A 23,339-nucleotide genomic window follows, 5' to 3' on the forward strand; every position below is an offset into this window, starting at 1 on the left:
GAGGGAACCCTCATGACTAAACCCCAAATAAATTTACAAGATGCTTTTTTAAATCAGGTACGCAAGGAAAATATACCTGTAACCATTTTTCTTATTAATGGTTTTCAATTAAAAGGGATGGTTAGGGGTTTTGATAATTTTACAGTGATTTTGGAAAGTGATGGCAAGCAGTTAATGGTATACAAACATGCCATTTCCACCATTAGCCCACTGCGTGCGGTTAATACTTCCTTTTCGGAAAATAAAGCATAAAATCAGGCCCTTCAATGCCCCTCCTGATGGAGGGGTTTTTGTTTTCCTTGGTCACTATTCGAACCTCCGAGCGTATAATGTTTAAAAAGCGCAAAATTTGCCCGGAGGTGGCTCCTATGGTTAGAATAAGAATGTGGCAGAACCCGCCCAGACCAGAACCGCCAAGGCAGGGGGGATTGATCAAAAGACCTTCTTTACCTGCTAAACAACCAGCCCAACAGGATAAAGCCCCGGCCCCTGGGGAAATAAATCGTAAGGCTGCTCAGGAAATACTAGGTGAACTGGATCTTTTAATTGGCCTTGACAGTGTAAAGAAACTAGTAAAGGAAATTCAAGCCTTTGTAGAGATCCAGAAACTTAGACAAAAGGAAAAATTAATTTTTGAACCCATGGTTTTACATATGATTTTTAAAGGGAACCCTGGTACCGGTAAAACCACTGTGGCTAGAATTATTGGCCGGCTGTTTAAAGAGATGGGGGTTTTACCGAAGGGACATCTCATTGAGGTGGAGCGGGCTGATTTAGTAGGTGAGTACATTGGTCATACGGCAGCCAAAACCCGCGATCAAATAAAAAAGGCCGTTGGCGGCATCCTATTTATTGATGAAGCCTATTCTTTAGCCAGGGGCGGCGAGAAGGATTTCGGTAAGGAAGCCATTGATTCCATGGTTACCAGCATGGAAAACAATAAGGACAATCTAATCATCATCCTAGCCGGCTATCAGGATGAAATGGACTATTTTTTGGAAACCAACCCCGGCCTGCGCTCTCGTTTTCCCATCCATATTACTTTCCCGGATTACTCCATTGATGATTTAATGAAAATTGCTGGTCTTATGCTCAAACAACGTCAATATCAACTGGCATCGCCAGCGGCGGCGGAATTAGCAAAAATAATAGAGCAACAGACCAGAAGGCATGAACATAGTGGCAACGCCAGACTGGTACGCAATTTGATTGAACGGGCCATGCGCCTGCAGGCCGTTCGTCTAGTTAGCAAAAAGGACATTTCACGACAGGATCTGATGACGATCAACAAAGAAGACTTGACAGAGGCCCTGGAGGAAATATAATACCTTCAGGGTCAAATTTTTTTACATAAACGGAGGAACTATGCAAGCGAATATTTTAGAAAGTCTGGCCAACGAAGTGGAAACCGAAGTACAAGCGGTTTACCGAGACATCGAGGCAATGGCCATGAAAAACCATCAAAGGGTGCTGGAGGGTTTTCATCTGGCAAGGACAGCCGATTATCATTTGCGGGGTACAACTGGCTATGGCTATAATGATGCCGGACGGGATGCCCTGGAAAAAATATATGCCCATGTTTTTGGTGCCGAAGCAGCTTTGGTTAGGGGACAAATTGTGTCCGGAACCCATGCCATAGCCATTGCTTTATTTGGTCTCCTAAGGCCTGGGGATGAATTACTGGCGGTCCAGGGTTCCCCCTATGATACCTTGGAAGAAATCATTGGCAAAAGGGGCAATGCCTCCGGTTCCCTCAAGGATTTTGGTGTTTCCTATAACCAGGTGGAATTGACTTCCGGGGGAACCCTTGCTTGGGATAACATAAAGAAAGCATTAAATCCCCGTACGAAAGTTGTTCTTATTCAAAGGTCCCGGGGCTATGCCTGGCGACCACCGTTAACCATGCAGGAACTGCAAAAATTAGTAGGGTTTATCAGGGAACATGCCCCTCATGTATATGTATTTGTGGACAATTGCTATGGCGAGTTAGTAGAAAACCTGGAGCCAACGGTTGTGGGAGCAGACCTAGCCGCCGGCTCTCTGATGAAAAATCCTGGCGGCGGGTTAGCCCCCACCGGCGGCTATGTTGTGGGGAGAAAGGATCTGGTTGAAGCTGCTTCCCATCGATGGACAGCACCGGGAATTGGGGCAGAAGTGGGTCCGTCCCTGGATGTGCAAAGACTTTTAATGCAGGGTATTTTTCTGGCACCTCATGTTGTGGCAGAGGCTCTCAAGGGGGCAGTGTTTGCTGCCAGGTTATTTGAGCGATTAGGCTTTAAGGTATCGCCTGCCTTTGACGAACCAAGGTCCGATATCATTCAGGCCATTGCCTTGGAAACACCGGAAAGGTTAGTGGCCTTTTGCCGGGGGATTCAAGGGGCTTCCCCTGTGGATGCCCATGCCTTGCCAGAACCAGACTATATGCCTGGTTATGAAGATGATGTAATCATGGCTGCGGGAACCTTTGTCCAAGGAGCCTCTTTGGAATTAACCGCCGATGCTCCTTTGCGGCAACCCTATGCGGTGTATCTGCAAGGTGGGTTATCCAAGGAATATGTTCGCATTGGTGTCATAAACGCGGCAAAAAATGTATTGCAAGTGAAATAGAAAATAGCCATCAGTTTTCAGCTTGGAAAAGGCCATAGGCCTTGGGTTTGCGTGATTATTTTGCCTTTGGGTTCTTGCTTATGGCCCACGGCAGGTTGTTTTTTCAAAACTTACCTTTATGTTCCAAGGGTATTAATGAAATAACTGGCAGTTGGGTATATAATAAGATAAGACAGAGGTCTTATCTTATTATTTTTCTGGAGGGATTCCCTTTGAGAGAGTATCGTGTTTTATCACCGACAGCCATTCTTGGCTACGGTTTTCCTGAAGAATCGTTTCGGGCTGGCTTGGATCGTAATCCTCATTTAATTGCTGTTGATGCTGGTTCTACGGACCCAGGACCGTACTATTTGGGTGCCGGCGTATCCTTTACTGACCGAACAGCGGTCAAACGGGACTTAGAATTAATGATTGAGGCAGGGTTGGCAAGGGATATTCCTGTTGTCATTGGTACAGCCGGTGGCTGTGGAGCAGAGGCACATCTGCAGTGGAACTTGGAGATAATTCTTGAGTTAGCCAGAGAGAAAAAATGGCAGTTTCCTTTGGGTATTATCCATGCCGAACTTAGTAAGGAGTATATTTTGGATGCCTTTCGGGCCAACAAGATTTCTCCCCTGCATCCTGCCCCGGAACTCACTGAAACTGAAATAACTGCCACTGAAAGAATTGTCGGGCAGATGGGACCAGAAGCGGTAATAGAAGTCCTGGCAAAGGGTGCTAAGGTTGTGCTTGCCGGCAGGTCTTACGACCCAGCAGTCTTTAGTGCCGCTGCACTAATGGCAGGCTTTGATAAGGGTTTGGCCATACATATGGGTAAAATTTTAGAGTGCGGTGCCATAGCAGCTTCCCCTGGCAGCGGCAGTGATTGTTTATTGGGCACCCTAAGGGAAGATTGTTTTATAGTGGAACCCTTGAATCCCAGCCGCTCCTGCACAACTACTTCGGTGGCTGCCCATACCCTTTATGAGAAAACAAATCCCTATATTTTACCTGGTCCTGGCGGTATATTGGATCTCAGTGCAACAACCTTTAGCCAAGAGAACGAAAGGGCTGTTAGGGTAGCAGGCAGTAAATTTATCCCCAGTGAAAAATATACCGTCAAATTAGAAGGGGCTAAAAGAGTAGGATTTCGTACTGTATCCATAGCAGGTTGCCGTGACCCCATTATGATAGGACAAATAGATCATATCGTAGAGGCTGTGCGGGAACGGGTTAAAGACAATTTTAAGCGGTACGGCTATGCGTATTTCCTGCATTTTAACATCTATGGCAAGGATGGGGTAATGGGTAAGCTTGAACCTCAACCGGCAATAACTACACATGAGTTGGGCATTATTATTGAGGCTGTGGCAGAAACCCAAGAAATAGCGAATACCATTTGCAGCTTTGCCCGGTCCACCATGCTTCACTATGGCTATCCTGGGCGGGTAGCTACAGCTGGCAACCTGGCCTTTCCCTATTCCCCTTCGGACTTTAAGGCGGGAGCTGTTTATAACTTTAATATTTATCACTTATTGCAGGTTGATGATCCCGTGGCATTGTTTCCATTTGAAATCATTCATGCAGGGGAGGAAAAATAATGTCAAAGGCTAAATTAACTGAGTTGGCTTCGGTCATTCGAAGTAAAAATTCTGGACCCTATGAACTAACCTTAGATGTTATTTTTAAGGATCAAAAATCATATGAAGCTGCCTGTACAGCTAAGGTAATAAATAAAACTACCGTTGCAAAACTCTATGGCATTCCTGAGACGGATGTCATAGGAATTGTCGAATTTTCTCCTGCCTACGCCATCAAGGCTACCATTGTACGGCCCTACCCATCCGGTGCCCTTGGTGAAACCGATGTCTATGGTGCCCAACAGCATGCCCCTTTATTGGACCTAGAGATAGAAGTCTAAAAGGGCCATACCAGTTTCGGCAAAAAATACAAAAATTCGAGGTTTGTCCCAAAACCGTAAGATAAATAGTAATAATTTTATCTTTTGCAGTAATTTAGCTAATTTACAAATTGGGTTTATAGACTATATAATAAATAAAGGATATTAGATTTTATAACGGGAGGAGATAAATCCTTGTTTTGCAACGATGATCAGCCTATGTTTAATATAGGCGTTATTGCCGAACTTTTAAAGGTACATCCAGAGACCCTTCGTATTTGGGAAAAGCACAAGCTAGTTGAACCTGCCCGTCGCAATAAACAGAGGTTATATAGTAATAACGATGTTAAAAGACTTCAGTTTATTCATTATCTCATTAATGAAAAAGGCCTGAATATCGCAGGTGTGCTGCAGATTATTAGTATGTATCCCTGCTGGGATATCAAGTATTGTGACGGTGGTAGTCAACAAAAGGGTGAAAACGTAAACTTAAACAAGCCCTGTTGGAAGGAACAAGGTGCATATTGTTATGTCATAGAGGATAAGGCAGAACACTGCAGCATGTGTCCACACTACAATAAAGATTGCCAATCAAACTAGCAAAGATCCAACAAAAAAAGGTCGCTATGCGACCTTTTTATATTTTTCTCATTAGTCCAACCACCTTGCCAAGTATTTTAATCTCCCTGACAAAAATGGGAGATAGGAGGCTGTTTTCGGGTTGAAGCCGAATGCCATCTTTTTCTTTGAAAAATCTTTTCACGGTGGCCTCGTCTTCTAATAATGCGACGACTATTTCACCGTTATTGGCGGATTCCTGCCTTCTCACTAAAACAAGGTCGCCGGGTAAAATACCAGCTTCAATCATACTGTTGCCCCGCACGGTAAGCATGAAGAAATCACCATAACCAGTAAAGCTCCTGGGTAAAGTAACCTTTTCATCAAAATTTTCAACGGCTAAAAGGGGAACCCCTGCAGCCACTTCCCCCAGCATAGGAATATTGATCATCTCTTCGTATTGGTTATCCGGCTGCTCAGGGAATGAAGCAGGGCTGGTATCGGCTGAATCCGTGTTAATAATTTCAATGGCCCTTGGTTTGGTAGGATCCCGTCGCAGATAACCCTTTTGTTCTAATCTTTTTAAGTAAGAGTGAACGGTAGAACTGGATGAAAGACCAACTATTTCCCCAATTTCCCTAACTGACGGGGGATAACCCTTTTGCTTGACATTTTCTATAATAACCCTTAAAACTTCTGATTCCCTAGGATTTAACATCGGGGTTCACAACCTTTCACAAAGAAAAATAAGCTTAATCATGATTTGGTATATTATATCATACTCTGGATCAAGATAAAAACATTTGTTCGATGTTATTTTAAATCAATCGGGTAGAATAAACAGTAGAATGAATATATGTTTATTGTAAAAAATGGTATATTAATAGTAGTTGCGATTAACCCGATAATAAAGGCTAAATTAGGTTATTACAAAGATTAGGGAGGAAACAACAATTAGAACCGTAGATTGTGCTGTAATCATATCTGAAGTAGCCCGCTTGTGTCAGGAGGCAAATTATAAACTGGCAGATGATGTTGTAAATTCCTTTAAACGTTCCAATGAGACAGAGGTTTCCCAAAGTGGTAAGGAAATTTTAAATATGTTGGTGGAGAATGCGGGGATAGCTGCAGCAGAATCGATACCAATGTGTCAGGATACCGGAGTAGCAGTGGTGTTTGTTGAATTAGGACAGGAAGTACAAGTTATCCATGGCAATTTAGTTGATGCCATAAATGAAGGAGTACGTAAGGGTTACCTTGAAGGTTATTTAAGAAAATCCATGGTTAAACACCCACTGGCAAGAGTAAATACCGGTGATAATACCCCGGCTGTAATCCACACCAGCATAGTAGCAGGTAACAAAATTAAGATAACGGTGGCCCCTAAGGGTGGGGGCAGTGAAAATATGAGTTCATTAAAGATGTTAAAGCCAGCCGAAGGAGTAGAAGGTGTCAAGAAATTCATCTTAGATACCGTTCAGGCCGCGGGACCAAACCCTTGTCCGCCACTGATTATCGGAGTGGGGATTGGTGGGACCATGGAAAAGTGTGCTCTGCTGGCCAAGGAAGCACTATTAAGAGCCGTTGGTGAACCGCATCCGCTGTCTGATATTGCTCAGTTGGAGAAGGAACTGCTGGAAGCCATTAATAAATTAGGCATTGGCCCTGCGGGGTTGGGAGGTAGAACAACGGCATTGGCAGTACATATCGAAATTTTTGGTTGTCATATTGCAAGCCTGCCCGTGGCAGTAAACATTAATTGCCATGCCGCTAGACATAAATCTGTAAGCATATAGGAGGTGCACAGAGTGACAAGGGTTAACATAACAACACCACTATCGGATGAAATTGTAAAGAGCCTTCGCATCGGGCAGCAGGTTTTTATTCATGGTGTCATCTATACCGGAAGGGATGCAGCCCATAAAAGATTAGTGGAACGAATGGACCAAGGAAAGGAACTGCCAGTTGATCTCAAGGGTCAGATCATCTACTATGTTGGTCCAGCTCCGGCACGTCCTGGTAAAGTAATTGGCTCTGCTGGTCCCACCACCGCCGGACGCATGGATGCCTATGCCCCTCTTTTAATTGAACAAGGTCTTAAAGGCATGATTGGCAAGGGAGCCAGATCAGAAAAGGTACTCCAGGCCATGCAAGAACACGGTGCGGTTTACTTTGGAGCCATTGGTGGAGCAGCAGCATTGATAGCAAGAAGTATTCAAGAAGCCACCATTGTGGCCTACCCGGAGCTAGGACCAGAGGCCATCTATCGGTTGGTGGTTAAAGATTTCCCGGCCATTGTTGTTAATGATTCCTTTGGTGGAGACTTATATCAAGAAGGGAAAAAACGATATGCATTAGAGTAAACTTAGCTCTCATGCAATGCTTTGCTTGCGGGGATGCATTTCAATTTTATGATGAAGGATGTTGATGTCCTCGGTGAGTACCAATAACCATTTTTTTTATCGGAAACTTCATTCTTTATTGGGGTTATTTCCCATTGGTTTTTTTCTTTTGGAACATCTAATCACGAATTCATTTGCCATATTAAGCCCGGAAAAATTTAATCGTGCAGTGGTTTTCTTGCAAAACATTCCTTATTTAACTGCCTTAGAAATAATTTTTATTGCTTTACCCCTCACAATACATGGGCTGTACGGGCTTTATATCGTATACCTGGCCAAGAATAATCTATTTTGCTATTCTTATGCAAGGAATTGGATGTTTTATCTACAGCGTTTGTCTGCTGTGATAACATTAATATTTGTAATTATTCATGTATGGCAACTTAAGCTGGTTCATTTCTTGACTGGCTTGTCAATAGATTTTATTACCATGCACAATCTGTTGTCGGACCCCCTTTTGCTCACCTTTTACATTATTGGCTTACTGGCTGCTTGCTTTCATTTTGCCAATGGACTATGGAATTTTACTGTCAGTTGGGGTATTGCTGTGGGGGAGCAGGTTCAGACCTTTATTTGGAGATTATGTATGCTGCTATTTATTTTCTCTTCTCTGATTGGACTAACAGCAATCTGGGCCTTTATCCAATAACCCGGAGGGATAGCGATGCAAAATAATATTATTATCGTTGGCGGTGGCTTGGCCGGTTTAATGGCAGCCATTAAGGCAGTAGAACTGGGGGTTAAGGTACAATTATTTTCTTTGGTGCCAGTTAAAAGATCCCACTCGGTATGTGCCCAGGGTGGCATTAATGGGGCCGTAAATACCAAGGGGGAGGGTGATTCCCCTTGGATACATTTCGACGATACGATATATGGAGGGGACTTTCTTGCTAACCAACCCCCCGTCAAAAACATGTGTGAGGCGGCCCCGGCCATCATCAATCTGATGGATCGTATGGGCGTAATGTTCAATCGAACCTCCGAAGGCTTACTGGATTTCCGTCGTTTTGGCGGCAGTAAGCATCATCGAACGGCCTTTGCCGGGGCAACCACAGGCCAGCAACTATTGTATGCCCTGGATGAACAGGTGCGTCGCTTTGAAGTGGCTGGCTTCGTTGAAAAATATGAAGGCTGGGATTTTTTGTCCATCGTAACCGATGATGATAACTTCTGTCGGGGTATTATTGCCCAAGATTTGAAAACCATGAGGATTCAATCTTTTTCCAGTGATGCCGTAATACTTGCCACCGGTGGGTGCGGCATGATCTATGGTAAAAGTACCAACTCCACGATTAACACAGGTTCAGCCGTCGGTGCCGTATATCAACAGGGGGCATATTACGCCAATGGGGAAATGATTCAGATACATCCCACGGCTATTCCAGGTGATGATAAACTTAGATTAATGAGTGAGTCAGCCCGTGGTGAAGGTGGCCGGGTTTGGACAATAAAAGACGGAAAACCATGGTATTTTTTAGAAGAATGGTACCCGGCCTATGGCAATTTGGTTCCCAGGGATATCGCAACAAGGGCAATATATAAAGTATGTTACGAATTAAAGCTTGGTATTGACGGCCAAAATATGGTGTATCTTGATGTTTCCCACCTTGACCGGAATATACTGGATAAAAAATTGGCAGGTATCTTGGAAATATATGAACGCTTTGTGGGGGATGACCCCCGCAAGGTTCCCATGAGGATATTCCCCGCAGTGCATTACTCAATGGGTGGTCTCTGGGTGGACAACCACCAAATGACAAATATTTCTGGTTTATTTGCCTGTGGCGAATGTGAATACCAATATCATGGTGCCAATCGACTAGGTGCGAACTCACTATTATCTGCTATCTACGGGGGGATGGTGGCGGGGCCAAAGGCAGTAAACTATATTCATTCTTTAACGAGGTCTGTTCAGGCTATGGCGCCAAAAATATTTGAGCAGGCAGTAAAAAAGCAGCAGTCCTTCATGGAGAATATCTATAAAAGCGATGGTCCAGAGAATGTATATCAGCTTCATGCTGAATTGGGGCAATGGATGACCGAGAATGTTACGGTGGTACGTTATAACAAAAGGCTCCAAGAGACAGATGATAAAATACAAGAATTTATACAGAGATGGTCTAAAATAAGACTTGCTGATAAAAGCACCTGGGCCAATCAGGAACTGGTCTTTACCCGGCATCTTTGGCACATGCTGCAGCTTTCACGGGTGATTACCCTCGGCGCCCTTGCCCGCAATGAAAGCAGAGGGGCCCACTACAAACCGGAATTTCCTGAGCGTGATGATGAAAAGTGGCTAAAAACCACAATGGCCAAGTTTACAACCGCCGGCCCGCAGTTAAGCTATCAGGAAGTTGATACCTCACTGATTAACCCTAGACCAAGGAGATACGATGTTGATAAGGGGGCAGTGAACAAGTGACGCAAAGGGTGTCTTTAAAAATTAAACGCCAGCATGACGCAACCCAACCATGCTACTGGGAGGAATTTTCCATTCCCTATAAGGCTAAAATGAATGTTATCTCTCTTCTAATGGAGATTCAAAAAAACCCTGTCAATGCCAAAGGGGAACCAACCGCACCGGTGGTATGGGAATGCAATTGTCTAGAAGAGGTTTGCGGCGCCTGTACGATGGTTATAAATGGAAAGGCCAGGCAGGCTTGTTCAGCCCTTGTTGATCAACTTCAACAACCAATTGTATTAGAACCCCTAAGCAAATTTCCCGTTGTCCGGGACCTCATGGTTGATCGTTCTGTTATGTTTGAAAATCTCAAGAGGGTTAAGGCTTGGATACCCATTGATGGAACCCATGATCTCGGGCCAGGACCGCGTCTTGCCCAGAGGATTCAGGAGGGGTCTTACCCTATCTCCCGTTGTATGACCTGTGGCTGCTGTATGGAGGCCTGCCCCAATGTCAATGCCAAATCAAAGTTTATGGGACCTGCGCCACTGGCCCAGGTAAAATTATTTAATTCCCATCCAACTGGAGCAATGAACAAGGAAGAAAGACTGGATGCCATAATGGATCTGGGTGGAATTACTGACTGTGGTAATTCTCAAAATTGTGTTAAAGTATGTCCCAAACAAATCCCCTTAACCAGAAATATTGCACAGTTAAACAGAGATACATCCATTCATGGGATAAAGAGATGGTTAGGTAGGTAAACGATGGGGATTCTGCCTATTCACCACGGATGACCAATTTAATCATCACTTAACACAGGTGATATTTTGGTGATATTATTTTAGTACAGGAGGATTATTATGAAAAGAAAGAAAATTACGATTGTGGGTGCTGGTAATGTAGGAGCAACCTGTGCCCATTGGGCTGCTGCAAAGGAACTTGGCGACATTGTTCTGATTGATGTGGCTGAGGGGATACCCCAGGGAAAGGCTCTTGACCTGATGGAAGCAGCCCCGGTAGAAGGATATGATAGCATCATTCTGGGGACCAACGATTATGCTGATACAGCGGATTCTGATGTGGTAGTGATTACCGCAGGGTTGGCTCGTAAACCTGGTATGAGCAGGGATGATCTATTAAATATTAACGCTGGCATCGTACGTAATGTTACAGAGCAAATTGTAAAGTATTCTCCCAATGCCTACATAATTGTGGTGACAAATCCTGTGGATGTAAGCACCTATATAGCTTATAAGGCCAGTGGTTTTACACCAAACAGGGTTTTTGGTTTATCGGGTGTTCTTGATTCCGCACGTTTCCGTACCTTTATCGCCAGGGAGTTAAATATTTCCTTTGAGGATGTAACTTCCTTTGTTTTAGGTGGTCACGGAGACGATATGGTTCCGATGGTCCGTTACACCTATGCAGGTGGCATTCCCGTTGAGAAACTAATACCAGCGGATCGTCTGGAGGCCATGGTGCAACGTGCTAGAACAGGTGGGGCTGAAATCGTTAACTATTTAAAGACAGGAAGCGCCTTTTATGCCCCCAGTGCTTCCGTTATACAAATGGCGGAATGCATTTTAAAGGATAAAAAACGTATCTTACCGGTATCCGCTTATTTACAAGGGGAATATGGTGAGAGTAATGTCTTTTCCGGGGTGCCAGCGATAATTGGCGGCAACGGCGTGGAGAAGGTCATTGAATTGGATCTGAATGAGGGAGAACTGGCAGCCCTCAAAAAATCGATTAATTCCGTAAGAAGTAACATTAACCGGTTAAAATAATTGCAGCAAGTAAAAAAACGTTAGGAATTCTAACGTTTTTTACTTGTTGCAAGCTTTTTTGCAGTATAATTTATTAGGGTAAGTTATTCGATTAAGTAATTCATATTAGCTGAAATAACTGCTATAATTAAGCGATAGGCGTAATATGGAATAGATGAATCATCACTAGGAGAGGTCACACGATGTCGAACAAAGCCTCCGAGTTAATAAAAACAATCCCAGGTATACTCTTAATGTTTACAATTGCAATATTTACCATGGGTGGGGAGGACCTTGGCATTCCGTGGCCAGGTTTAGAAGCATACATTAAAAGCACCAGCCATAGTAATAGTATGATAATTCGCGTTTTACCTCTAAACTATATCTTTTTGTGTATCTTATTTGGTATTCTAATTGCAAACCTAATCAAGCTGCCAAATTGGTTAATGCAAGGTGTTACAACATCACGTATTTTTATCAAGGTTGGTGTTATTTTGTTGGGTTCCCTTTATAGCTTTGGAGATGTGGTAAAATTAGGGGGAACAGCAATATTTTTAATTCTTTCTTTTGTAGTTATGACCCTGATCTTAACAATGTGGCTGGGCAAGAAAGCAAATATGGACCCGGCTTCTACGGCGGTATTGGCTGCAGGTACTTCTGTGTGTGGTGTATCCGCTATTGTTGCTACAGCACCCGCAGTAAGGGCAAAAACCACGGACGTTGTCTTTTCGATTGCCACAATTCTTAGTTATGGAGTAGTATCAATCATTCTATTCCCTGTAATTGGTAAAATGTTAAATTTAAGTGCCCATCAATTTGGCGTTTGGGCGGGGACTGGGATTCTTAGCTCGGGGCAGGTTTTGGCTGTATGCCTAATCTTTGATCCAGGAACAGCCACCCATGCATCTGTCAGCTTAAAAACCGGTGAAATATACAATTTAGCCCGGGTTATATTTTTGCCCTTCGTGGTACTGGCCCTGGCAGTTTTGAGCAGTCGGTCGGCTAATTTATTGGATGAACATATAACGATTCACACGGGATTATGGAGTAAGTTTCCGATTTTTGTATTGGGTTTTTTGATTATGGTGTTTATCACCTCTGTTGGATTGTTAGGGCCGGTTTCCCCCCCATCGCCGGAGCTAATAACCATCAGAAAATTATATAGTTGGTTTTTTGCCATAGGTTTAACCGGGTTGGGTATGCAAATATCTTTTTCGGAACTGCGAAAAGCGGGGGGGAAACCATTAATTGTGGGGTCTGTGGCGGCGGTATTTAAGGCCTTGCTGGCACTTATTGTCGTTCTTTTACTGATTTCAGAGAATCCCTAATAGAGGTGAAACGATGCAGAACAGAGTAAGGAAGCCCAAAGAAAAGGAACCGAGAGTTTTTTCTTTGTTTGCCACGGAAAGAATGGAGGACTATACAGCACTCTCTATTGCTTTTTTAATACTAATAATCGTATTGATGATGCATCAATAAATAACAAAACCCTTACCAACTGCGGTAAGGGTTTTGTATTATGTTAATAGAATAACCAGCGTACCGACATAGATTCCGTCATCGTCATAGATCGGTGTGATTTCACAGTTATGACCGGTTGAGGTTTGCGTTCTTTTGGAAAGTCCGGTGTCAATATTGTTATATATTATAGAAGCCAACTCTTTGTCTATCACTTCTATATTTGCACCGATTGTTAAATTGCTTAACAGACACTTTGCGATTAAGTTTGACAGAACTACCTCATGGTGTTTGTTGAAAAAGACGATTCCCTGAGGTAGTGATTCGATAAGTTTATGCAATACCCGATGGTCAATGTTGCTATTATCATTATTATTTCTAATAACAGTTAAGGATCCAAGTATTTTGTTGTTTTTAATAATGGGTGAGTGAATAGCCTTTAATATATTGTCTCTGAACATCACGGTAGAAATAAAGTGTTTATCCTGGGTTTCCAGATTATCCCCTGCATTACCCAAAATTTCTTTAAGTGTAACATTTCTTAAACTGTTTTTACGATCGGCAAAGATATTATGCGCTGCTTCATTGGCAAAGAGAATAATACCCGTATTATTGGCAATAATAACGCCTTCATTGATTTGATTAAGAATAGCGAAATCGATATTCTCAAAATATGTTTTTGCAGTATTGACACCCCAAAATTCCACCAGTAGTTCATAAAGACAAATATATAAAGCAAACACCAGAAATAAAATAGTAAAAACCCGATATATTTCAAAATTTGTAGACGTAAAAAAAACAATAATTCGCCAATTTTCCTTGGTAGTATTTGAGGATAGATTATATTTATTTTTCCCTTCAAAAAAGGTTTCTGCATTTAGGTCAAGGGATTCCAGGTAGACTGGGTCAAAGGGCCAGATAACTGCTTTGTTGAATTGATCAAATATAGCTATTTTGTAATTTGGATTTAAGAATTCTTGGGTCACATCATTTTTATACGGATCAATCCTAAATTCAAGAACCATCACAAGATCTTTAAACGCTACTTTTTTTCCTAAGGGGATGGCCAAACTTATGGCGTCATAATTTGCCAGTGTGCCTTTGTAAACGCCAGAAACGAATACCTCAAACAAATGCAATTCGGAGGTCTTGATAGCAATCTCCCTAATGATTTTTTGGTTATATTCTTTCTCCGTAGCATCTATTATTTTGCCATCATTTCGGACAAGGTATATGCTTGTTAGGCGACGGTCAAGGGTCAAAAGGGTTTTTAAATCCAAAGGTTTATGAATAGAGCTATTATTTTCAAAATTATTTGCAGCATTAACAGTTATTGTCTTTAAGTCATCAAAATACAAATTTGTTTTATTTATGGCAACCTCTTTTATCCCTGTTTCATACTGATTTAAAATCTTGTTGGTGTGGCGAAATTCCATCAGGGAAAAAATAATAAAAATGCCTACTAAAAAGACCGATAAAAGGGTAGGGAAGATCGGTTTAATCTTTTGAGAAGAATTTTTCATAATTGCTCTCCCTAAATGCTACTTAATGATCCCTTTTCTAGCAGCAACTGTTAAGGCTTCCTCTACTGAATGAACATTTAGCTTAGAGAAAATTTCCCTTAGCCTTCTTCTAAAGGTGGATAAGCTGATAAAAAGTTCAGTTGCAATTTCCTTTTGACTTCTCCCACTGGTAAGCAGTTGTAGAAGCTGAATATCTTTATCAGATAAACCGGAATCGGCTAAATTTAGCAGGGTATCTGTATTCAGACCAGGGTAAAGATAGGAACCACCCCGATAAGTCATTAAAATTGCTGCTTTTATCTCATCAAAGAAGGCGTATTTTGGTACAAATCCCCGCACACCACATTCCATCGCTTTTTTAATAAAAATTGGATCGTCATAGGTTGTTAAAGCCACATGCTTAATGTTAGGATACTGTTTCCTGATGATATTAACCAGGTCTAAGCCATCCCCGTCGGGTAGGCCAATATCCATAAGAATTACATCTATATCACTAGCTAGTTTGGACATGGCTTCTTGGCAGGAACCAGCTTCTGCCACTACAGTAATATTTTCTTCCAGTTCTAATAATTTTTTTAATCCTTCACGGAATACATTATGATCTTCTACCAACATGACTTTAATTTTATTCATCGTTCTGGCCTCCTGGTATAATGGGTACACTCAGGGTAACACAAAAACCTATTTCACAATAACCAAATACAATCGTACCCCCCATAAGGTTTGCTCGCTCCCTCATACCCCATAGTCCTTTGCCGGCTACAAAGTCAACTTCGCTACCGCCGTTATCCATTATTTCAATTTTTAAAGTATCATGTTCTTTGGTGAAATTAATATCAACCTCAGTGGCCCTAGCATGCTTAACAATGTTACTTAGTGCTTCTTGAATGATACGATAGATGATTATTTCATCTTTCTTTTTTAGTTTAAGGGATCTATCATGGTAGAAAATAAAAACTTTTATATTATTTAATTTTTCAAATGTAGTAATATATGATTCCAAGGCAGAAATCAATCCAACCTTATCAATTAAATAGGGGTGAATGTCATTCATGATACCACGCATTTCAATGGCAGCATTTTGACAATGGCTTCTTAGGTCACTAAGACTTTGCAACAATGGCTCTCCCTTTAAATCCCCATTTTTATGCAGACGAAGATTATAGTCCAGAGAGTGGATAATCGTTGACATATAACGGGCTATCCAGTCGTGAATCTCTATGGAAATTCTCTTGCGTTCTTTCTCTAGTGTATCCAGAAGCAGGGGCTTATCCTTTTGATTATTAGCAATCCGTGATACCATTATTGACCCGATAAAACGATCAAATAGCTTTGTCGGAATATAGTCGACAGTTAAATCAATGGACCGACCATCATCTTTATAGGTCACTTTATTTTTTAAAATTTCTTTTTGGTGTATTACGGAGTGAAACAAGGGTTGGATAGCATTTTGTAAACGCGGGAAAAATTCTGGAAACAGTTGTATATTTTTCCCTATTACATTTTCGGGAAGTAAGCCAAATAAATCTTGGCAGGATTTGTTTACATATTTTACATCCCCGTTACTATCAATAAACATAACAGCATCATCCGAGTATTCTGCTAATTCACTGATGTATACGCATTTTGCTAATAGTGGTTTGAATAGTAGATACGCCATATAAGGAAGTAAAAAAAGGGTAGATAATAAGATAAAAAGTAACAATTTGATTTTATTATCAATATTTAAGATGGTTATCTGAGAGTACTTCGTTATTTGTGCATCATTCTCATTTTTAATGATATTCAGCTTGTTCATGAGTTCGTAGGTTAATTCATTATTCCTATTATATAGATATTCAATATTTTCCCAGGAAGTATCTTTAGATTGTATTATGGGTATAACCTCTAAAGAAGCAAAGGACATAAAGGACTTGCTTAATTCAATTAATTGTAAGACATCTTGGTTTTGTGATAAAGTTGGAGAATTATACAATTCTGTTTGTTTTTTTGCAATGGAAGAGCTCTGCAAGTAATAGTTTTCTAAAAACTCTTGTTCCCCTAAGATAATATAATCCTGTAAATTGGAGGTCATGTTATTTATATTTGATGATAAATCGTCAAGATCCGCAAGCTGCTCTTGGAAAGACCTCATTCTATCTACCTGTTCATAGGTGTTCATAAATTTTATAAATAAAAAGATCGAGGTTACAAGGGTTAATATCAATAGGATTATAAATATTTTCAAAAGCCATTTGTTAACTGTCATAGCCACACCACTTTTTCATTTTTCATTTCTTAAAATTCGACAGGTAATTTCTAAAACCCTTTTAAATATTATGCAGGAAACAGCTAAACCATCCGCATATTAAGGTTGTCATGCTGATGACATAAAATTTGAAATAGGAATGACACAAAAATGATCACCCTCTTGACACAAAAGTGTCAAGAGGGTGATCTCTATTTTTCAATGTAGACTGAATGCGTTGACCGAAAACCAAAAAGAAATTATGATTTAGTTAACCAAAAAGAAAGCCAAAGATTATCAAATAAGTAAGTAATATTTGTAACAATGTAATCTTCAAAACCAAAACGAGGAGGTTATGTTGTGGTAAACATAAACCAAAACATATATCAAAAGAAAGAAAAACTTGTTAAGTGGTATGGTTGGATAGTAATACTCATTATATGTATAACACCTTTGGTTATATTGTTGTTACCTAAATTAATGTTAAATGTCGGAAGAATAAATAAAATACTAAGAGAATCCATTGTTCCAAACAATAAAACACTTAACGGTAAGGTTATCAATATTGCATGGCAAAAACACAATGATGGGGACATAGGTTGTATTGATGGTGACATTGAAATAGAAAGTGTAGATGCATCTATCGTACAATGTAAATTCAAAAAATATGTTGGTCCGAAATTCAGTGAGACATTTCAAATTAATAAATATGATCAAATATTAGTAAATGGAAGTTATCAGGACAATATCTTTTTAATTAGAAACTTGGGCAATCTCACGAATCAACATCTATATACATCGGAACCTCAAGTATCGGTGTATTAACCAATTAGTTTTTCAATTATATTACATTTATTGAAGGGAGGCATAAATCCAGAAAAATTTATAGGCCATCTTCAAAATATTAAAAAAATTGTGACGGAGGTGTATTGACTTGGCACAAACTCAAATCAGCCAAGCGCAAAGTAAAAGTCTAGGTGCTCAATTTGCGAAAGCAATTCCCGGTCTAATACTGGTTGCTTTACTTGCGGTTGCCGCAATGTGGGGAGAGGGTTACCTAAAAGCAAATCATAAGGCTTTTTTTGAAGCCACACTTTTAAACCATATCCTATTAGCTATTCTTTTCGGTATGTTAATTCGTAATACCATAGGGGTACCTTCGATACTAGAACCAGGTCTGAAATACTCTACTATTTTAACTAAAACAGGTATTGTAATTATGGGTACTAAATATACTCTGGCATCATTGGTAAAAGTTGGTAGTATTAGTATGATCTTTATTACTGTTACTTTGTTTGCAACCGTAGGTTTAAGCTTTTGGCTGCGTAAACGGTTTGAAATGACAGATCCTTTGGCAGGATGTTTGGCAGCTGGATTTTCCATTTGCGGTGTTTCTGCCACAGTGGCCACCGGCCCCGCAGTAAAAGCAAAGGGTCAGGAAATGGCCTATACCATTGCAACGATCTTGATCTTTGGTTTGATTGCTCTGTTTACCTTCCCTGCAATAGGTAAAGCCATTGGTTTAACAGAGAACCAATTTGGTGCTTGGGTTGGTGTAGGTATCGTTAACTCAGCACAGGTATTGGCTGCTGGTATGGCCTATGGTCCGGATGCAGGATTAATGGCTGGTATCTATAACATGGGTCGTGTAGTATTACTTCCCTTCGTAGTACTTTATATAGTTATGATGGTACTGAAAAACAACACCAGTGCTTCCAGCAATATCAATAAGACCCAATTTGTCATGGACAAATTCCCTGTTTTTATCATAGCTTTCTTAGTTGCTGTACTAGCTAACACAGCAGGTCTTTTCAGCAAAGAAGAAGTAAAAATGGCCGGCGAAATTATGAATTGGTGCTTTGCTTTAGGTTTTGCCAGCATTGGTCTAACAACCAGATTTTCCGATATGAAGGCCGCTGGTAAGGATGGTATCATTTTAGGCTTTATCGTTGGTGCAATTAAAGCTATTGTAGCCCTGATAGTTGTTATGTATCTGTTACCTTTATAAAAAATAATATTTAAAAATAAGTGGAGGTGTTGCTGAGTGGCTGATAAGGATAATGCTGCTGCTATGCAAGAATCAAGGGCTGCAGACCTTAAGGTTAGAAAGCAAGACTATATGGTAATTGGTTTGGGGATAATAATGTTAATCGTGGCAAAGATAATGGCATAAGTTTTCAAATGAATGGCAGGGTAGGGACCTAATCATAATTAGGTTTCCATCCTGCCATAATATCTTACTAAGGATACTTAGGAGGACAAACAATGTTTAAAAATATCCTTCTGGCGGTTCATGGCGATGAAAATAGGGAGTTTTTAGAAAGAGTATTGGAACTATGTAATTTTTTTAAAGCGGAAATTACTGTACTTCATGTGGCAGAAACAGGTTTAAGCCATTATGGTTATGTTGATCAGTTGGCCAGTGCCATAACGAAAGATCAGTTTATCGACTATATATACAATATGGCTAAAGAACGACAAGATAACATTTATAATGAATTTAAAGATCGGGCGGAAGCCACAGGGTTAACTTTTCAGTGGCGTTTAAGGGAGGGGAAACCACAGTTAGAAATTGTCGAGGAATTTAAAAAAGGAAAGTATGATCTTTTAATTCTAGGGACTAAACCAAAATCCCCAGGCAATACATCAAGTAAAGTAAAGGAGAGAGTTTTAAAAGAAATAGCTAGTTCCGTCTTTATCATCAAATAATATGGTGACAAAATTATAAGTCAAAATTAATAATGTAGTGAAGAAACCCTTGTATCCATACAAAAATATGTTAAAATATTCACAACATGGAACAAGGGGGTGGGTACAATTAAACTAACCAATCCCGTCTTGCAAGATTTTTTAGGCTATTTAAAAGGTGTTCTTCCCTGTATTTTGCTGTTTATGTCATTTTATTGTATTGTACATTGCTGGAGTTATAATAGTATACTAGTTTTAGTTCCCATAACATTAGGAATATTTGTGTTATATCAATTCTTTGGGGATTCTTGAATAATAAACATATTAACAGACAAACCACCTTACTAAAGGTGGTTTTTTTTGTGATCGGACCGAGTCTAAAAATTAAAAAACTGCAAAAAGCCATCTTCATCAGGCGCAATTAAAAGGTTTTGCATGGGCCTATCAATGGTTCGACTACAATTTCCTATTTGTACAGTAACACCATCAAAGGCTTGATTAATTTTTATTCTCTTGCCTTCGGCTACCATTACGATCGACTTTGTACCCCTCTCAGAACCAATTTGTTTAATGAATACGTTATCCTGGGCTTGGATTATTCCACCTCGAACAATCCCGTTAACTGTTACACTGCCTTTGGCTATGATATGGGTATTGAAACAACCACTGGAAACTATCACATTGCCGGAACTCTTAATTACTGAATTAAGGGCAATATTGATATTTACTACACTATGACTCGTTAACAATGATTCAATATAATATGAGAAGTTAGTAAGGCTTGTTAGTAAAGATTGGTATTCACTGGCAGTATGGAATTGTAGTATATTTATACCGGTTAGTTTAGCCACTGCTTTTTGCAAAATTTCCCCATATGTTCCTAGAAGTTTTAAATCTACTTCTTTAAACGTATGAGTTATCCTATCAATGAGATTATAAAAGTTCGGAAAACGTTTTTCGATAAGTGACATTAAAATACAACCAAATATAATCAGTTTTTTTGTTTCTAGCTTCTCAAGCATTAAATTTGCTAAAATAAAAAGATCTTCCATGGCTTCTAATAATTCATACAGAAGGGGTTTAATGGTATTACATATAACTATAAAGCCACCACCGGTAATATCGGAGTTTACGATATTACCTTTAATTGTAACATCGCCACCAGCTGTTATCTGGCATCCCGTGACTATTTTGGCAATAGTAATGTTACCACTGGCGCTTACGTTCATCTCATTTTCCACTGAACCTTTGATGCTTACATGACCATTAAATCGAATATTGCCTGTTTCAAGATTAACATCACTAGGTAAATTTAAAATAGGATCAATAGAGATGATACATTTTGTATTGGCTAATTTTACATGTGGCAGCCCATTCGAGGTTGCAATAGCTTCTAGACCATTATCGGTGATTTTTACGCCTAATCCACTAAGTAAGGAAATTACTTTAGGTGCCTTTGCCTTACATGCAGTATTGGTTACAGTAATCCCAGGTGAGCCTTCCTTGCCAGGCATCTTTCTAACTAGAACATCCCCTGTAGTCACAGAAGGAATATTGTATAGTTCTTTAAAATCAATGGTTTCAGCTAGATCTTGGTTGTCTGTAATTTTTCTTTTCTCGTAAATAGGCTCTATAGAATCATCCAGTGTAACTCCTGGTTGCAGGCCTTTAGCAACTAATAACATACCCTCAGGCTGGTTTTTGATTATTGATCTAATTGCTATTGAATTGATACCATATGTTACGTTATTCTTTTTCAGGATATCAATTAGTGTTTCATAGGTTTCGTTAAAAACAAAATCCTTCTTTTCTTCAGCCACCAGTAACAAATTATTAGTAGGGGGGCAATCAACTAGTTGGTAACTACTAATGCATGCTTTTTTAATATCTAAAAAGGCCGACATTTTGTCAGGTGATATAAGAATTTTGATATGTCCTTGAGTGGTGTGCGATAGAGGCTTTACCTCAATGACATCTTCCTGACAAACTTCAATACGACTAGTCATCGGAAGACCATTAATATAGATTTGAATTTCCTTGCACGGGGTTAGCGTCGCCTTTTTAGCTCCCTCGGCGGGATTTCTGACAAATATTTTACCACCCGATACCCAAGCCATACCATCTCCGAACTCGGGAGGGGGGGAGGGCGGTGAAGTATCGTCATTTTGAGAAATTTGAGAATAACTGCCACTATCCGTTACTTTCATCTATACCCCTCCAATCAAGAAATTAGTATATACCACCTGGACAAAAGGTGTTGGTAGGCCTAGTGTTACTTGATTTAAGATAGATAGGTGAAATATATAATGATAGTATATCATGGGTCAGGAATAAAACTAAGTATGATTACAGCTTTAGATCAAAACCTACCAAAAACTTGCAGAAAAAGCACGGTACAGTTTTTAATTTATTGGTTCCGATAATATATATTATGTTAACTTAGACCATCAAAACGCGATGGGGGTGCCTCTCTGCACATAGATGAACGTGTCCGGCGACAAAAAAGTGTCGATTATTACGACAAAATAGTACCGATTATTACCTGAGTCTAAAAGCCCTATCCAAAACTAATGTTTCTAAACAATAATAGGTTTCTAATTGATTCATCTTGTATTGCAAAGTCATATAATTCTTGATTATATTGATTTATATCATCTAAATACATTTCTAAATCACTTAAAAAGTGACTAGCAATATCCTGATTCGGAATAAGTGAATCAAAATATAACTTTATAATTGCTATTGTATTATCAAGAAGTTCTTGGAACTCTATTTTTAATCTTGGGAAATCTTCTGTTATATTATCAAAATAATATTCAATTATATTCAAACATCTTACTAATGGATGAGGATGGGAATTTTCTTTTATATAAAAGTCTTTTTTATTAATTGAATATTTGGGTTCTAACTGATTAATAACTCCAAAATAAAATAAGCTTTTAGTTATAATCATGCTGGCACAGCCAACAAACAGTAAACATTTTAACTTCTCATCATTTTTAGCTTTAAGCTTTTTATATACGCTAAATACATATTTTAAAACTTCAAAACTTGCCATTCTATCTGCATCAAATTCCCATACATGTTTTTTAATATCAAATCCAGTCATTTCAAGATTCTCATGTAACAAATAATTATCTCTATTATAAAGATCACTATTTAATTGTAGAATATGTTCAAATTCGTGGTTAAAAGTAAATTTTATCGAACAATCCAATATGAATTTACTGTAATCAAAGTCCGTATCCTCTTCTAAATCACAATAAGCCTCAAATAAAGGTTTTTCATTAATAATGCCAGCCAATAAAATATTTTTGAAATATTCTTTGTCAAATTTTCTTTTTAGCAAAATGGGATAGCCATTTGTAATACCTATTATATTATATCCTTCTCTCTTTGAAGCAAAGGCATTACATGTATCATTGCTTTTTATATAAAAACAATAGTCTTTTATATTGAATAAACTTGCATAATCCTCAAATAACTCTTGAAAGGAATTTTCAAAACATGCATATACATCAGCTATTTCTGAGTCAAAATCTTGATAATTAAAAACATCTTCGATTACTTTATGTTTAAGAAGTAATTCTTTTTTCACAGAACTCATATAATATTATTCCCTCCACCATCTTTGCAAATTTAATATTACATTGGGGTGCTTGTTTGTCTTGTGTAGTTCTATTCTTCAACTGCCCATTATTATAAATGCTACAATAAAAGTGAGCCAAAATTGAAGGAAACGCCAGAAAAAAATTGAGCCACTTTCAACCAAAAACCTGTATTATCAGAAAGTTACATCTGTTGATACAGGAGGTAAAAAGGAGTGG

General features: G+C 39.5%; 24 protein-coding genes. 18 read left to right on the plus strand and 6 right to left on the minus strand.

From position 1 onward, the window contains the following. Positions 1–12: 12 nt before the first annotated feature. From hfq to V6C11_RS10750, 6 genes are all read left to right on the plus strand, one after another. Positions 13–252 (plus strand): RNA chaperone Hfq, encoded by a 240-nt coding sequence (hfq, locus tag V6C11_RS10725; protein WP_333531156.1) that lies wholly within the window; start codon positions 13–15, stop codon positions 250–252. Between the two features lie 116 nt (positions 253–368). Further along, positions 369–1,325 carry an AAA family ATPase gene (locus V6C11_RS10730; RefSeq protein ID WP_333531157.1) on the plus strand — a complete coding sequence of 319 codons (957 nt, stop codon included), beginning with the start codon at positions 369–371 and terminating at the stop codon, positions 1,323–1,325. A gap of 40 nt (positions 1,326–1,365) precedes the next feature. Continuing rightward, complete coding sequence (locus tag V6C11_RS10735) at positions 1,366–2,607, plus strand: methionine gamma-lyase family protein (RefSeq protein ID WP_333531158.1); 1,242 nt, start codon at positions 1,366–1,368, stop codon at positions 2,605–2,607. A 212-nt stretch (positions 2,608–2,819) separates the two neighbouring features. Then, positions 2,820–4,187 (plus strand): acyclic terpene utilization AtuA family protein, encoded by a 1,368-nt coding sequence (locus tag V6C11_RS10740; protein ID WP_333531159.1) that lies wholly within the window; start codon positions 2,820–2,822, stop codon positions 4,185–4,187. Beyond that, positions 4,187–4,507, plus strand: coding sequence for a DUF4387 domain-containing protein (locus tag V6C11_RS10745; RefSeq protein ID WP_333531160.1), 321 nt, complete (start codon positions 4,187–4,189; stop codon positions 4,505–4,507). The genes V6C11_RS10740 and V6C11_RS10745 overlap by 1 nt, the downstream gene beginning before the upstream one ends. Positions 4,508–4,681: 174 nt before the next feature. After that, positions 4,682–5,086: a MerR family transcriptional regulator gene (locus tag V6C11_RS10750; protein WP_333531161.1), complete on the plus strand. Its 405-nt coding sequence runs from the start codon at positions 4,682–4,684 to the stop codon at positions 5,084–5,086. A 37-nt stretch (positions 5,087–5,123) separates the two neighbouring features. Here the strand turns inward: V6C11_RS10750 and lexA are convergent, their stop codons facing one another. Then, positions 5,124–5,762 carry a transcriptional repressor LexA gene (lexA, locus tag V6C11_RS10755; protein ID WP_333531162.1) on the minus strand — a complete coding sequence of 213 codons (639 nt, stop codon included), beginning with the start codon at positions 5,760–5,762 and terminating at the stop codon, positions 5,124–5,126. Between the two features lie 235 nt (positions 5,763–5,997). Between lexA and V6C11_RS10760 the strand changes: the two genes are divergently transcribed. From V6C11_RS10760 to V6C11_RS10795, 8 genes are all read left to right on the plus strand, one after another. Next, positions 5,998–6,840, plus strand: a complete 843-nt coding sequence (locus V6C11_RS10760; protein WP_333531180.1) for a fumarate hydratase — start codon at positions 5,998–6,000, stop codon at positions 6,838–6,840. A gap of 12 nt (positions 6,841–6,852) precedes the next feature. Beyond that, the gene (locus V6C11_RS10765) at positions 6,853–7,407 is read left to right on the plus strand and encodes a Fe-S-containing hydro-lyase (RefSeq protein ID WP_333531163.1); all 555 of its coding nucleotides are present in this window, start codon (positions 6,853–6,855) and stop codon (positions 7,405–7,407) included. A gap of 64 nt (positions 7,408–7,471) precedes the next feature. Continuing rightward, positions 7,472–8,095 (plus strand): succinate dehydrogenase cytochrome b558 subunit, encoded by a 624-nt coding sequence (locus V6C11_RS10770; protein WP_333531164.1) that lies wholly within the window; start codon positions 7,472–7,474, stop codon positions 8,093–8,095. 15 nt (positions 8,096–8,110) lie between these two features. After that, positions 8,111–9,868 (plus strand): succinate dehydrogenase flavoprotein subunit, encoded by a 1,758-nt coding sequence (sdhA, locus tag V6C11_RS10775; protein WP_333531165.1) that lies wholly within the window; start codon positions 8,111–8,113, stop codon positions 9,866–9,868. Continuing rightward, the gene (sdhB, locus tag V6C11_RS10780; protein WP_333531166.1) at positions 9,865–10,611 is read left to right on the plus strand and encodes a succinate dehydrogenase iron-sulfur subunit; all 747 of its coding nucleotides are present in this window, start codon (positions 9,865–9,867) and stop codon (positions 10,609–10,611) included. Before sdhA ends, sdhB begins: the two co-directional genes overlap by 4 nt. Before the next feature lie 99 nt (positions 10,612–10,710). Further along, positions 10,711–11,637, plus strand: coding sequence for a malate dehydrogenase (gene mdh / locus V6C11_RS10785; RefSeq protein ID WP_333531167.1), 927 nt, complete (start codon positions 10,711–10,713; stop codon positions 11,635–11,637). A gap of 182 nt (positions 11,638–11,819) precedes the next feature. Then, positions 11,820–12,944 carry a YeiH family protein gene (locus V6C11_RS10790; RefSeq protein WP_333531168.1) on the plus strand — a complete coding sequence of 375 codons (1,125 nt, stop codon included), beginning with the start codon at positions 11,820–11,822 and terminating at the stop codon, positions 12,942–12,944. A gap of 13 nt (positions 12,945–12,957) precedes the next feature. Further along, positions 12,958–13,095 carry a hypothetical protein gene (locus V6C11_RS10795; protein WP_333531169.1) on the plus strand — a complete coding sequence of 46 codons (138 nt, stop codon included), beginning with the start codon at positions 12,958–12,960 and terminating at the stop codon, positions 13,093–13,095. A gap of 38 nt (positions 13,096–13,133) precedes the next feature. Here the strand turns inward: V6C11_RS10795 and V6C11_RS10800 are convergent, their stop codons facing one another. From V6C11_RS10800 to V6C11_RS10810, 3 genes are read right to left on the minus strand one after another with little or no spacing between them, the layout of a single operon-like run. After that, positions 13,134–14,597, minus strand: a complete 1,464-nt coding sequence (locus V6C11_RS10800; protein WP_333531170.1) for a PAS domain-containing protein — start codon at positions 14,595–14,597, stop codon at positions 13,134–13,136. A gap of 18 nt (positions 14,598–14,615) precedes the next feature. After that, positions 14,616–15,230, minus strand: a complete 615-nt coding sequence (locus V6C11_RS10805; protein WP_333531171.1) for a response regulator transcription factor — start codon at positions 15,228–15,230, stop codon at positions 14,616–14,618. Next, positions 15,223–16,845, minus strand: coding sequence for a PAS domain-containing protein (locus V6C11_RS10810; protein WP_333531172.1), 1,623 nt, complete (start codon positions 16,843–16,845; stop codon positions 15,223–15,225). The genes V6C11_RS10805 and V6C11_RS10810 overlap by 8 nt, the downstream gene beginning before the upstream one ends. A 339-nt stretch (positions 16,846–17,184) precedes the next feature. On the opposite strand from V6C11_RS10810, the gene V6C11_RS10815 reads away from it, so the two are divergent. The 4 genes from V6C11_RS10815 to V6C11_RS10830 all read left to right on the plus strand — a co-directional run bounded on the left by V6C11_RS10815 (position 17,185) and on the right by V6C11_RS10830 (position 19,533). Further along, complete coding sequence (locus V6C11_RS10815; RefSeq protein ID WP_333531173.1) at positions 17,185–17,649, plus strand: hypothetical protein; 465 nt, start codon at positions 17,185–17,187, stop codon at positions 17,647–17,649. 109 nt (positions 17,650–17,758) lie between these two features. After that, positions 17,759–18,832 (plus strand): YeiH family protein, encoded by a 1,074-nt coding sequence (locus tag V6C11_RS10820; protein WP_333531174.1) that lies wholly within the window; start codon positions 17,759–17,761, stop codon positions 18,830–18,832. Between the two features lie 36 nt (positions 18,833–18,868). Beyond that, on the plus strand, positions 18,869–18,997 hold the full coding sequence (locus tag V6C11_RS10825; protein ID WP_333531175.1) for a hypothetical protein: 129 nt from the start codon (positions 18,869–18,871) through the stop codon (positions 18,995–18,997). Between the two features lie 92 nt (positions 18,998–19,089). Continuing rightward, positions 19,090–19,533, plus strand: a complete 444-nt coding sequence (locus tag V6C11_RS10830) for a universal stress protein (protein WP_333531176.1) — start codon at positions 19,090–19,092, stop codon at positions 19,531–19,533. A 356-nt stretch (positions 19,534–19,889) separates the two neighbouring features. Here the strand turns inward: V6C11_RS10830 and V6C11_RS10835 are convergent, their stop codons facing one another. Continuing rightward, positions 19,890–21,719 carry a DUF342 domain-containing protein gene (locus V6C11_RS10835; RefSeq protein ID WP_333531177.1) on the minus strand — a complete coding sequence of 610 codons (1,830 nt, stop codon included), beginning with the start codon at positions 21,717–21,719 and terminating at the stop codon, positions 19,890–19,892. Between the two features lie 350 nt (positions 21,720–22,069). Further along, positions 22,070–23,119, minus strand: a complete 1,050-nt coding sequence (locus tag V6C11_RS10840) for a hypothetical protein (protein WP_333531178.1) — start codon at positions 23,117–23,119, stop codon at positions 22,070–22,072. Positions 23,120–23,339 lie beyond the last annotated feature (220 nt).

Origin of the sequence: Desulfotomaculum sp. 1211_IL3151, assembly GCF_036763075.1 — a bacterium.
Classification (GTDB): Bacteria; Bacillota; Desulfotomaculia; order Desulfotomaculales; family Desulfotomaculaceae; genus Desulfotomaculum.

Excerpts from the sequence above, each read along its gene's own strand:
- hfq (WP_333531156.1), top strand. The coding sequence starts at position 13 with ATGACTAAACCCCAAATAAATTTACAAGATGCTTTTTTAAATCAGGTA.
- V6C11_RS10730 (WP_333531157.1), top strand. The coding sequence starts at position 369 with ATGGTTAGAATAAGAATGTGGCAGAACCCGCCCAGACCAGAACCGCCA.
- lexA (WP_333531162.1), bottom strand. The coding sequence starts at position 5,762 with ATGTTAAATCCTAGGGAATCAGAAGTTTTAAGGGTTATTATAGAAAAT.
- V6C11_RS10830 (WP_333531176.1), top strand. The coding sequence starts at position 19,090 with ATGTTTAAAAATATCCTTCTGGCGGTTCATGGCGATGAAAATAGGGAG.
- V6C11_RS10810 (WP_333531172.1), bottom strand. The coding sequence starts at position 16,845 with ATGACAGTTAACAAATGGCTTTTGAAAATATTTATAATCCTATTGATA.
- V6C11_RS10835 (WP_333531177.1), bottom strand. The coding sequence starts at position 21,719 with ATGAAAGTAACGGATAGTGGCAGTTATTCTCAAATTTCTCAAAATGAC.
- V6C11_RS10800 (WP_333531170.1), bottom strand. The coding sequence starts at position 14,597 with ATGAAAAATTCTTCTCAAAAGATTAAACCGATCTTCCCTACCCTTTTA.
- V6C11_RS10735 (WP_333531158.1), top strand. The coding sequence starts at position 1,366 with ATGCAAGCGAATATTTTAGAAAGTCTGGCCAACGAAGTGGAAACCGAA.
- sdhA (WP_333531165.1), top strand. The coding sequence starts at position 8,111 with ATGCAAAATAATATTATTATCGTTGGCGGTGGCTTGGCCGGTTTAATG.
- V6C11_RS10795 (WP_333531169.1), top strand. The coding sequence starts at position 12,958 with ATGCAGAACAGAGTAAGGAAGCCCAAAGAAAAGGAACCGAGAGTTTTT.
- V6C11_RS10790 (WP_333531168.1), top strand. The coding sequence starts at position 11,820 with ATGTCGAACAAAGCCTCCGAGTTAATAAAAACAATCCCAGGTATACTC.
- V6C11_RS10840 (WP_333531178.1), bottom strand. The coding sequence starts at position 23,119 with ATGAGTTCTGTGAAAAAAGAATTACTTCTTAAACATAAAGTAATCGAA.
- V6C11_RS10770 (WP_333531164.1), top strand. The coding sequence starts at position 7,472 with ATGTCCTCGGTGAGTACCAATAACCATTTTTTTTATCGGAAACTTCAT.
- V6C11_RS10805 (WP_333531171.1), bottom strand. The coding sequence starts at position 15,230 with ATGAATAAAATTAAAGTCATGTTGGTAGAAGATCATAATGTATTCCGT.
- V6C11_RS10745 (WP_333531160.1), top strand. The coding sequence starts at position 4,187 with ATGTCAAAGGCTAAATTAACTGAGTTGGCTTCGGTCATTCGAAGTAAA.
- mdh (WP_333531167.1), top strand. The coding sequence starts at position 10,711 with ATGAAAAGAAAGAAAATTACGATTGTGGGTGCTGGTAATGTAGGAGCA.